This is a genomic window from Streptomyces odonnellii (genome assembly GCF_000981895.1).
Lineage (GTDB): Bacteria > Actinomycetota > Actinomycetes > Streptomycetales > Streptomycetaceae > Streptomyces > Streptomyces odonnellii.
Window position 1 is genome coordinate 1 of the sequence record NZ_LATD01000185.1, and the last position, 10,961, is coordinate 10,961.

Consider the following 10,961-nt stretch of genomic DNA (forward strand, 5'->3'; position numbering starts at 1 on the left):
GCGGGGGGAGCGGGGCGTCGGGGGCGGCGTAGGAGCGGAGCATGTGCGCTACGAGGCGCTGCCAGGTGTCGGGGGCGGCATCCCCGGTGGCGCCCACGACTCCGGCGTTGGCCATGAGCAGGATGACGAGGTCCTGGCTGGTGAAGTCGGCGCGCAGATGGCCGCTGTCCTTGGCGCGGTCGATGAGCGCGAGGAAGCCGTTGTACGCCTCGGTGCGACGGACCTCCAGGGCCTTGGCGGCGGGGAAGGTCATGGTCAGCACGTCGGCGAAGCCGCGGTCGGCGGCCTGCATGGCGCACACGGCGTGGATGTAGCCGGTGAAGCCGCGCCAGGGGTCGGGGTCGGCGAGGGCCTGCGCGACGGCGGTGACGTAGCCGTCCATGCGGTCGGCGAAGACGGCGTTGACCAGGTCGTCGCGGGTGGCGAAGCGACGGGAGAGGGTGGCCTTGCCGACACCTGCCTCGCGTGCGACAGCGGCCATCGAGACGCCGAGTCCTTCGGCGGCGAACAGGCGGCGGGCGGCGGCCAGGATGCGGTCGCGATTGCGCTCGGCGTCGGCGCGCAGCCCCGTTCCCGGCCGCTCTTCCGGGGGCTGGTCAAGGGCCGCTGAAGTGGTCATGGCACCCATCCTAGCGAATTGGAACAGGCTGCCCAGTTGTGTTGCTACGCTGGACACGTGAAACGGGAAGGCCGTTCCACTTTCGTCGAAGGGTGCTGCGCCATGCGTGCTGTCGTGCTGAATGAGGTCCCCTCCGCCCCCGCCGTCGCCGAGGTCGCCACTCCCCGCCCGCAGGCGGGCGAGGTACTGGTCAAGGTGGCCGCCTCGTCCGTGAACGGCATCGACGCCGCCACGGCGGCCGGCTTTCTGCAGGGGATGATGGAGCACCGGTTCCCGCTGGTGCCCGGCAAGGACTTCGCGGGCACCGTCGAGGCACTCGGCGAGGGGGTGGAGGGATACGCCGTCGGCGACGCGGTCTTCGGCGTCGTGATGAAGCCGTTCCTGGGCACCGGGTCGCTGGCCGAGTACGTGACCGTGCCGGCCGCCCACGGTCTCGCCCGGATTCCCCAGGGCCTGAGCGTGACGGACGCCGGCGCCCTGGGTGTTGCCGGGGCCACGGCCTTCGACAGCCTGGCCGCCCTGGACGTGGCCGAGGGTGAGACGGTGCTGGTCTCCGGCGCCACCGGCGGGGTCGGCGCACTGGCCGTGCAGCTGGCCGCGGCCCGCGGCGCCCGCGTGATCGCCACCGCCCGCCCCGGTGCGGGGACCGACTTCGTGACCGGCCTGACCGGCGGCGAAGTCCAGGTCGTGGACTTCACCGGTGACCTCGCCACACAGGTCCGCTCGCTCGCCCCCGAGGGCGTGGACGCGGTGATGCACCTGGCCGGGGACGGCGCCCAACTGGCGGGCCTGCTGCGGCCGGGCGGGCGGATCGCCTCCCCCGCCGGCCTGACCAAGGACGCCGTCGCCGACAGCGGCGTCACCAACGTCACCGTCCACACGATCATGGCCGACCCCAACGCCCGGACCCTCGATGCTCTGGCCGACCAGGTCGCCTCCGGCGCACTGCGCGTACCGGTCACCGCCACCTACCCGCTGGCCCAGGCCCCCGAGGCATTCGCCGCCTTCGGGGCCGGGAAGCTCGGCAAGCTCGCCGTCACTTTCTCCTGACACCCCCCTCCCGCACACGGAAGAAGAGATCGATCATGCCTACTCTCGCCATCGTCGGCGCCGGCCCCGGCATGGGCCTGGCCATCGCCCGCACCTTCGGCTCCCGCGGCTTCGACGTCGCACTGCTCGCCCGCACCCCGCAGAAGCTGGACGACCTCGTCGCCCGGCTCGGCAAGGAGGGAATCACGGCCGCCGCGTTCCCCGCCGACGTGATGGACCGTGCCTCCCTGACTGCCGGGCTGGAGGCGGCCCGCGCCCGCTTCGGCTCCATCGACGTACTGGAGTACTCCCCCGCCCCGCACTCACCCGTGCCCGGCTTCACCACGGCCACGCCCAGCGAGTCGGACGTCGACAATCTCCAGCCGCAGATCGAGTACACCTTCTACGGCGCCGTCACCGCGGCGCGCGCGGTGCTGCCCGTGATGCGCGAGGCAGGCGTGGGGACGCTGCTGTTCACCACCGGCGGCGGATCGATCCACCCCGTCCCCATGTTCGGCAACGTCAACGCCGCCCAGGCCGCCCTGCGCAACTGGGTGCTCAACCTGCACAACGAGCTGGCCGGCAGCGGGATTTACGCCGCGCACATCGCCATCAGCACCTGGCTCGGCGAGGGCGGCCCCGAAGGCATCCCCTCGGCCACCCCCGAACAGGTCGCGCCCCTGTACTGGGACCTGTACGAGCGCCGCGAGCAGGCCGAAGCCGTCTTCAACGGCTGACATCCCCGCCAACCCCCACTTCCCGAACACCGTAGGGACACCAGCATGACCAGCACGCTCACCGGCAAGACCGCTCTCGTCACCGGATCCAGCCGCGGCATCGGCCGGGCCGCCGCCCTCGGCCTCGCCCGCGAGGGGGCCCTGGTCGCCGTGCACTACGGGCGCGACCAGCAGGCCGCGCAGCAGACCGTCGACCTCATCGAGAAGGACGGCGGACGGGCCTTTGCCGTCGGCGCGGACCTGGGCACGCCCGGCGCCGTCGACCAGCTGTTCCACCAGCTGGAGGCCGGACTGCGCGAGCACACCGGCGAGACCGTCCTGGACATCCTGGTGAACAACGCCGCCGCGACGACGCCCGCCGGCGGCGCCCCGGAAGAGGTGTCCACCGAGCAGATCGACGAGATCTTCGCGGTCAACGCCAAGGCCCCCTTCCTCCTCGTCCAGCGAGCTCTCGGGCTGATCCCGGACGGCGGACGCATCATCAACATCTCCTCAGCCATCACGCGCAGGGCTGTGCCGTCGCAGGTCGTCTACGCGATGTCCAAGGGCGCGCTCGACCAGCTCACGCTGCACTTCGCCCGGCACCTCGCCCCTCGGCACATCACGGTCAACAGCGTGCTCCCCGGTATCACGGACAACGGAAGCGCGGTCTTCCAAATCCCCGAGGTGCGCGAACAGATGTCGCAGCTGTCTGCGTTCAAGCGCCTCGGTGAGCCGGAGGAGGTCGCCGATGTGGTGGTCTTCCTCGCCACCGACCGGGCGCGGTGGATCACCGGAGCCTCCCTCGACGCCACTGGTGGCAGCCTCCTCGGATAGCAGCACGCTCCGCCGCGTCCCCTCCCTCGCCCTCTCCCTGAAGGACTCCACCTGCGATGAACATCTTCCTGTGGATCGTGCAGGCCGTACTGGCCGTCATGTTCGCCATGGCCGGTGTCATGAAAACCACCCAGCCCAAGGACAAACTCGTCGAGAAGCTGCCCTGGGTGGCCGACTTCTCAGCCGGCACCGTCCGCTTCATCGGCATCGTGGAATTCGCCGGCGCCCTCGGGCTGATCCTGCCCGCGGCCACCGGCATCGCCACCGTCCTGACACCGCTGGCCGCTGTCGGCCTCGGCATAACGATGCTGCTGGCCGCGACCTACCACGCCCGCAAGAAGGAATTCCCCGCGATCGGCCTCAACGCCGTCCTGCTGATCCTCGCCGTACTGGTGGCCTGGGGACGCTTCGGCCCGTACAGCTTCTGAACCCGACCGGCGGTCCCGTCCTCCAGCACCCCTACCTGTCCAAGGAGCACGCCGCCATGACCTCCCATGTCGACCCGTCCTACATCGACCCGACCCAGATCAACCCCCGAGCGGTACGCCTCGTCGAGGCGTTCAAGGACGCCCTCGCCCGCCTGCGTGACGAGGAAGGGCTGACGTTCGCCGACCTCAACGCGGCCACCGCCCTCCTCCAGAAGATGCAGCACGCCACCGGCGTCCCGCTCGCCACGGTCGCCATGCCGCTGTACAGCGAGCTCTTCCAGGGCGGCCAGGACGGTTACACCCCCTCCAACGACGTCGAAAGCCCCACCGTCATCCACGGCTCCCCGCACATCGACAACCCGGGCACTCTGCCCATGCGCCCCGACGAACCCGGCACGCCGCTGATCGCCTCCGGCCGCCTCCTCGACGGCAACGGCAAGCCCCTCGCCGGCGCCAAGCTGGAGATCTACCACGCCTCCGACGACGGCACCTACTCCGGGCTGTACGACGACGGAGTGCCCACCCACAACCTGCGCGGCCACCAGTTCACCGACGACGACGGCCGCTACGCCTTCACCACCATCACCCCCGTCCCCTACGCCGACGCGTTCGCCTCCGCCGTCGACGGGATCCCCGAGGCCGCCGCAGCACTAGGCCGCAGCCTCTACCGCCCCGCCCACATCCACTACGAAGTCCACCACCCCGACCTCGTCGCCCCCTGGTACGGCGAGATCTACTTCACCGGCGACCCCGTCATCCCGGTCGACTTCGTCGGACCGAAGATGGCCCACCCCGCGCTCCTTGCCAACACCGTCCTCCACGGAGAACCCGAAGACATCGCCGCACACGGCTTCACCGGCCCCTACCGCACCGCCCAGTTCGACTTCGTCCTCAAGACCCGCACCAGCCCCGAGACCGCCACTGTGAAGGAGACGGTCGCGTGAGTCCCGAGGACGCCGCGGCCTGCGCCTGGCCCGGACGCCTCGATGGTCGCCACCGGGACCAAGTCCCGCAACACACGCAAGCTCGTGGTGGGGCCGCGTTCCAGCGAGGAGTTCGCCGTGGAAGTGCCCACGCACCTGGCCGTGCCGACCTCCTTCGAAAGTGGCGGTCAAGCCCCAGTCCCTGTTGAAAGCGCTGCGGAAACGCGGACGGACAAACCTTGAGGAGTGCACGTGCAGATCGGTTTTACCTTGCCCCAGATGGGCCCCCTCGCGCACCAGCCGGAAGAAGTCGCCCGCTTCGCTCGAGAGGCCGAGGCCCTCGGCGCCGACAGCCTGTGGGTGGGCGACCGCCTCCTGGCGCCGGTCGACCCCACGGTCGGCTACGGCGGCGGAGACACCATCCCCGAGGTCTTCCACTCAGTGCTGGACCCCTTCGCGCTCATGACTGTGGCGGCGACGGTCACCCGGCGAGTGCGGATCGGCTCCAACATCCTGATCGCGCCCTGGTACGCCCCTGCCCTGCTAGCGCGCTCCCTGACCACGATCGACCGGATCAGCGGCGGACGGCTCATGCCCGGCTTCGGCACGGGCTGGTCACCCGACGAATACCAAGCCGCAGGGGTACCCATGGACGAACGCGGGGCACGGCTCGACGAATGCCTGGACGCACTGGAGGAACTTTGGTCGGCCAACCCGGCCGGCTACCAGGGCCGGTACTGGCAGATCCCACAGACCTACGCCGACATCAAACCGGCCCAGACCCCGCGCCCGCCCCTGTACCTGGCCGGCTTCGCACCCGCGGCGATGCGGCGGGTGGCCCAGCGCGCCGACGGATGGCTCCCCGTCCACGTTCCCGGTGCCGGAGAGTTCGACCCCGCCACCGTCAACGAGCCCATGCGGTCCATCCGCGCCCTCGCCAAGGAGGCCGGGCGTGATCCCGCCACGCTCCGCATGGTCCTCCGCGTCTACCCGGCACCTGGCACTGGCCTCGACCAGGTCGTAGACACGATCATGAGGGCCGGACGCGACACCGACGTGGACCACGCCTTCGTGGAAATGATGAACATCGCCGCCAGCGTCGATGAATCCCTCGACAAGGCTCAACGCATCCTGAACGCAGTACGAAACTGATCCCGCCTGCTTTGCAAGTTGGCCCTCACACAAGCCCACCGGGCGTGGGCTTGGCGCCGTAGTGCCGGCAGTGCCAGTGGAGGGCGAGCCAGGTGCGGGGGCGAGGACTGGGGCGAGGACGAGCCGGTCGAACACCGGCGGATCCGGCCTCGACCACCGGACACATCGTTGAACTAACCGACCACTACCGGGCCGATCCCGATAACTGGAAAATCACGCACCGGTTCGCCAACACGATCCTCGTCCCCACCGCCAACTCACCCCCACCATGTCGTCTGCGGGGCACGCCTCGCGTCCCCCGCAGACAACTCCGGCTCCGTCGTTTCACAGGTGGTCGCTCATGAAACACCCGGCCGCCCGGCGGTCCACTGGCGGCGATCATGTTTCATGAGTCGTTGCAAACGACTGCACGTCGGAAACGCCCTCATGAAACAGTCCGGGGCCGTGAGCGACGACTTCAAGCACGTGGAATCGCAACCTGCCCGATGTCCACCTGCGCCACCAAGCGACCGGAGCTGGAGGCCGCCGTGAAGCTCGCCGGGGAGATCCGCTCCTCCGGCGTCGCCGTCACCCTCGTCGTGCACGAGCACAAGCGGCTCGGCCGCGGCATCGAACTCGCCATGCTCGCCGAGGAGCTGAAGGCGAGCGACGTCGGCCTGGAGTTCCTCACCGGAGAACTGAAGGGCTCACACGACCCGTCCGGCATCGTGTTCACCGTGCTCGCGGCCATGTCCGGCATGGAATCGTCGGATTTGGGACGCCCGGCTTCCTGATGGCGGAGGCCGATGTAGTCGAACTTCATGATTGGGGCCGGCGGTGGCTTGTAGAGCTCGTCGAAAGGGCTGAAGGAGACAACGACACAGCCAGTGAAACTGTTGTCTTCACCACCGGAATCGCTTTCGACTGCGATCCGGCCAGCTGTCGCCTCCGCGGCAATGGCATGGAGCAGCCTGGACTTTCCGACTCCGTTGCGGCCGATCAGCGCATGCAGGTTGGTGGCAGGGAGACTCGACGACTTCGTCTCGAACTCAAAGTTGTGTGGCGGGATCAACCCGGTCTGGGGAGGTGTGTACGACCACTTGAAGGGGACGATTCGACGGCGAGTTCCTCGTGCGACACGCTGCTTCCGGCGTAGCTCCTTCATGTCGTGGTCCCGGAGCAGGGAGTCACGGAACACAGAGAGCTCCGCAACCTGTGTGGACAGCCCCTCGATATAGGCGACGTCTTTGAGGGCATGCATGATCTCCCTGTACATGCCGGGAGGTAGGAGGGTTTGCAGGTTCTCGTAGTAGTCGTCTTCCTGGGCCAGGCTGAAGAATCCGCTGTCCAGAGACCGGAAACTGGAGGGCAGCAGATCTGCTGACCTGGCCATGCCCGTGGTCTCCATCGAGACGTGGGCGATCCGCACGAAACCAAACCGGAGCGGTGCGCCCCCGTCCGGGAGGCGTACTTGCAGATCGAATGGAGTATAGAACCCGTAGTCGTTCCAGTTGTCCTTTGTCAGATATGCCCCGCGATGCGGGGGAATGGTTGCCCCATACTCCAGCACCGTGAACTGCACTACGGCTCTCCTATGTCTGAACTCGCACCGCCCGGTCGCTCAGGTTGCCGCATGGACGTCCGGAGGGCGAATTGCTGAGGTGGGGCTGCCGCGCACCGCACCCTTGGCGTCGCGAAGGACGACTCACGCCCCCTCCGGCCCGGGCGCGGCCCGTGGTCGTCTACAGGTGCAGGGGCGCGCGCCTCTGCCTTCGTGTCGGGGCTCGGTGCGATCCATACCACCGGTGCGGGCGGGGAACGAAGCGGACCTCCCACGCCTTGCTGCGTCCCGGGCGCTCCGCGCTCTCAGTACTGCGGGGCTGGGCAGCCGGTCGCCGGTGGCGCTCCTCGCTCCGCTCCCTCGCACCAGCGTTGCCCGCCTCCTTGCCCTTGGCGCTCCGCGCCGTCGAGACCTGGCCCGCCTCGCTCCCGTACCCCGGCTTAAACCGGCAGGCTTCGTCTTCTCACGCGCTCTCACACAAGTCTCACAGTCCACGCGGACCCCCCCAGACCCGGTGCTCCGACTTGGCATTACGCCACTGTCCTGGATCAGCTGGACGCCCCTGGAGGGTCTCTACAACCTGTGCCAGGTGGTGCCGAGAGAGGGGCCCAGGATCACCGCGGGCGCGTCTTCCGGCCCGTCCATGCGGTATTGCAGGGTCGTCGGTGGTGTCTCGCTCACCCGCCCGACCCTCTCACGTATCACGAAATCTCACTTCTCCGGGGCCAGTCAAAGGGCTCTCCCGTAATCCCTGGTGGATCAGCGCGCGGCGTGGCCGCTCGTGTTTCGTCCGGCATGATCGGGGTCTTCGTACCACCCGATCCTCCATCCAGTTGATAGGTAACTAGCGAGATAGTAGCTGGCATTGATAGACTGAGGGTGGCCGAACAGATCGGCCCTCACATGGCGAGAGGAGCCGGTTATGGTGGCGAACGCGGCCGGGGGCGCGTCAGCAGAAGGGGATGACGCGGGAGTCTGCCCGTCCGATGAGCAGGTCGCCCTGCTGAGACAATGGGACAGCCTCCAGTCGGGGCTGCGCCGCTTGAGTGAGCAGGTTCTGAAGGATGTGCACCACTCCACCGGGCTCGCCCCATCCTCGTTCCAGGTCCTGTGGTTCCTGCTGCTGGCACCGGGGCAGGCCGCCCCAATGAGTGAGCTGTCACGAACGCTCGGTTTCACCACGGCCGGCACGACCAAGGTCGCCGACCGTCTCTGCGAGGCCGGGCTGATGGAGCGGCGTCCGCACCCGACGGACCGGCGCGTCACGCGGGCGGCCCTGACCCCGCAAGGCCGCACCACCGCGACCAAGGCGGCCCTGACGCTCGCCGACGCCCTCCAGGAACGCGTGATCACCGCGATGGGACTGGACGGCCTCCAAACGCTTGCGGATTTCGCGACCCGCGTCGACCCCGAGGTCGCGCCTTCCCCCGCCCGCTCGGCGATCGCGCAGAGCGCCTGACGAACGCCCGCCGTGACCCTGGCGGCAGCGCGTCACCGAGGTCACGGCGGCAGCAGAGGACGCGGGACCGCATCGTCCCCACTCCACCAACGCGGCTGCCATCACCAGGCCCTGTCCGGTCGATCTTCGCCGAGACAGCGGCCCGCGCCCGGGATCGTCACGGAGACGGGCCCGAAGACGGCCTCGCCGAGCGCTGACCCGAGCAATGGGGCCGCTCCCTGGGCGCTCGGCATGAGCGGCGGCGCGGTGATGGCCGGACAAGTCCGGGAATCAGCTGCTTCGTAAAGCAATGCCCGGCACCAGCCGTCGCCGCCCGAAGGCCCAGGACGCACCCCTTTCGCCCAGCACGGCTCCCGGACGACCCACGAATGGTGCGCGCGACCCACGAATGGTGCGCGCGACCCACGAATGGTGCGCGCGACCCGCGGATGGTGCGCGGCCGGCCCCGCGCGCCCACGCCCCGCGCGCCCACCGCCCCGATGCCCTCGCCGACCACGTCCGCCGACGAATCGCTTGCATCATCCAGCTTTCCAGCTACCATGTAGCCAGCCATCAACACGCTAGCTACTATCTAGCCAGCTACTGAAAATGCAAGGGTGGGGCACCCGCCCCGGCCCGGTCAGCTACGAAAGGCTCGTGCTCCGCCATGACCGACGTGCAGTCCATCCCCGACGTCCTCCCCGTGGACGAGTCCTTCGCCCGCCCCGCGCCGGAGGCTGACCTCCAGAGCGCCGCCGCGGCGCTGCGTGCCAACGGCTTCACCGTGTCGATCGTCGACACCCTGGCCGACGCCCGCCGCGCCGCGGGCGACCTGCTCCCCGCGGACAAGGCCGTGCTGACCGCCACCAGCGAGACATTGCGCGAGAGCGGCATCGCCGCGGACGTGGATGAGTCGGGGAAGTTCAAGAGTGTCCGCGCCGAGCAGGCCCACTGGGACATCGCCCAGCGCGCCGACGAGGTCCGTGTCACGCGTTCGGCGCCCGACGTCGTCGTCGGCAGCGTTCATGCCGTCACCCAGAACGGCCAGCTCGTGATCGCGTCCGCCTCCGGGTCTCAACTGGCCCCCTATGCCTCCGGAGCGGGTATGGCCGTCTTCGTCGTCGGCGCGCAGAAGGTGGTGGCCGACCTGTCGACGGCGCTGCGCCGCATCGAGACGTACTCCTACCCCAAGGAGGACGTGCGCGCCCAGGCCGCTTATGGCGCCCGCAGCGTGGTCGGGAAGATCCTCATCTACGAGCGTGAAGTCTTCCCCGGGCGTGCCAGCGTGATCCTGGTCCGCCGGCCGGTCGGCTTCTGACCGGCATGGTCCGCGCAGTGGTGGCGACCGCCTGGGGCGGAGCCGAAGTCATAGAGATCACCGACGTTCCATCCCGGCCGCCCGGCCTTGGTGAAGTGGTGGTGGCCGTCCGCGCCACCGCCGTCAGCCCCTTCGATGTCAAACGGGCCGGCGGACTGATGAACCGCGCCCCCTCCCTGCTCCCGCTGCGGCTGGGCAACGAAATGGCGGGCGTCATCAGCGCCGCGGGGCCCGAAGCGGTCAGCTTCGAAGCGCGTCCGCTCGCGGTGGGCGACGCGGTGCTCGGGCACTGGCTGGAGGGAGCACAGGCTGACGAACTCACGGTCCCTGCCAATACGCTGCTGCACAAGCCCCCTCAGCTCAGCTTCCACAAGGCCGCCGCTCTGCTCGGCAGCGGCACGACCGCCTTCCATGCTCTGGAAGCGGTCGGCGTCGGAGAAGGTGACCGCGTACTGCTCCACGGCGCCAGTGGCGCCGTCGGCGGAATGGTCGCCCAGCTGGCCCGGTCGCGGGGCGCCCGGGTGATAGGCACCGCATCACGGAGTCGCCATGAACGGCTGCGCGCCGCCGGGATCACCCCCGTCGCCCATGGAGAGGGACTCGCCGAACGTGTCCGTGCGCTGGCGCCCGACGGCGTGACCGCGGCGGTCGACGCCGCCGGCACCGACGAAGCCCTGACGGTCTCTCTGGAGCTGGTACCAGATTCGCAGCGCATCGTCACCATGGTGAACTTCAGTGCGGCTTGGGCTGCCGGTGCCAAGGCCATCGGTCCGGGCGAGGAGACCGAGCGCATCCGGCCCGCGGCCCGTTCCGGTCTGGTACGCCACGCGGCGACCGGCGGCCTCAGGGTGGATGTCGCCATGACGTTTCCCCTGGCAGAGGCCGCATCGGCCTATGCCCTCCAAGCCCGAGGCAGCGCTGGTGGCAAGATCCTGCTCCTTCCCTGAGGGCTGCCCCCCCC

11 protein-coding genes are annotated in these 10,961 nt (G+C 69.3%); 10 read left to right on the forward strand and 1 reads right to left on the reverse strand.

The features are described 5' to 3' along the window. Positions 1 to 619, reverse strand: a 619-nt coding sequence (locus WH07_RS18105) for a TetR/AcrR family transcriptional regulator (RefSeq protein ID WP_046501073.1), incomplete at its 3' end; no start/stop codon positions are given. A gap of 102 nt (positions 620 to 721) precedes the next feature. On the opposite strand from WH07_RS18105, the gene WH07_RS18110 reads away from it, so the two are divergent. The 10 genes from WH07_RS18110 (at position 722) to WH07_RS18155 (ending at position 10,947) form a co-directional block, all read left to right on the forward strand. After that, complete coding sequence (locus WH07_RS18110; protein WP_046501076.1) at positions 722 to 1,669, forward strand: NADP-dependent oxidoreductase; 948 nt, start codon at positions 722 to 724, stop codon at positions 1,667 to 1,669. A 35-nt stretch (positions 1,670 to 1,704) separates the two neighbouring features. Further along, entirely contained in the window at positions 1,705 to 2,385 is a 681-nt protein-coding gene (locus WH07_RS18115; RefSeq protein ID WP_046501077.1) for an SDR family NAD(P)-dependent oxidoreductase, read from the forward strand. Between the two features lie 45 nt (positions 2,386 to 2,430). After that, positions 2,431 to 3,201, forward strand: coding sequence for an SDR family NAD(P)-dependent oxidoreductase (locus WH07_RS18120; protein ID WP_046501078.1), 771 nt, complete (start codon positions 2,431 to 2,433; stop codon positions 3,199 to 3,201). Between the two features lie 56 nt (positions 3,202 to 3,257). Further along, positions 3,258 to 3,629 (forward strand): DoxX family protein, encoded by a 372-nt coding sequence (locus WH07_RS18125; RefSeq protein WP_046501079.1) that lies wholly within the window; start codon positions 3,258 to 3,260, stop codon positions 3,627 to 3,629. 56 nt (positions 3,630 to 3,685) lie between these two features. Next, positions 3,686 to 4,573, forward strand: coding sequence for a dioxygenase family protein (locus tag WH07_RS36295; protein ID WP_052744451.1), 888 nt, complete (start codon positions 3,686 to 3,688; stop codon positions 4,571 to 4,573). Between the two features lie 231 nt (positions 4,574 to 4,804). Beyond that, on the forward strand, positions 4,805 to 5,704 hold the full coding sequence (locus WH07_RS18135) for a TIGR03619 family F420-dependent LLM class oxidoreductase (protein WP_046501080.1): 900 nt from the start codon (positions 4,805 to 4,807) through the stop codon (positions 5,702 to 5,704). A 485-nt stretch (positions 5,705 to 6,189) separates the two neighbouring features. Then, positions 6,190 to 6,477 carry a recombinase family protein gene (locus WH07_RS18140; protein ID WP_046501081.1) on the forward strand — a complete coding sequence of 96 codons (288 nt, stop codon included), beginning with the start codon at positions 6,190 to 6,192 and terminating at the stop codon, positions 6,475 to 6,477. A gap of 1,689 nt (positions 6,478 to 8,166) precedes the next feature. Continuing rightward, positions 8,167 to 8,703 (forward strand): MarR family winged helix-turn-helix transcriptional regulator, encoded by a 537-nt coding sequence (locus WH07_RS18145; RefSeq protein ID WP_063775789.1) that lies wholly within the window; start codon positions 8,167 to 8,169, stop codon positions 8,701 to 8,703. Between the two features lie 646 nt (positions 8,704 to 9,349). Next, entirely contained in the window at positions 9,350 to 10,000 is a 651-nt protein-coding gene (locus WH07_RS18150) for an LUD domain-containing protein (protein WP_046501082.1), read from the forward strand. A 5-nt stretch (positions 10,001 to 10,005) separates the two neighbouring features. Continuing rightward, the gene (locus tag WH07_RS18155) at positions 10,006 to 10,947 is read left to right on the forward strand and encodes an NADP-dependent oxidoreductase (protein WP_052744452.1); all 942 of its coding nucleotides are present in this window, start codon (positions 10,006 to 10,008) and stop codon (positions 10,945 to 10,947) included. The last annotated feature ends 14 nt before the right edge of the window (positions 10,948 to 10,961 follow it).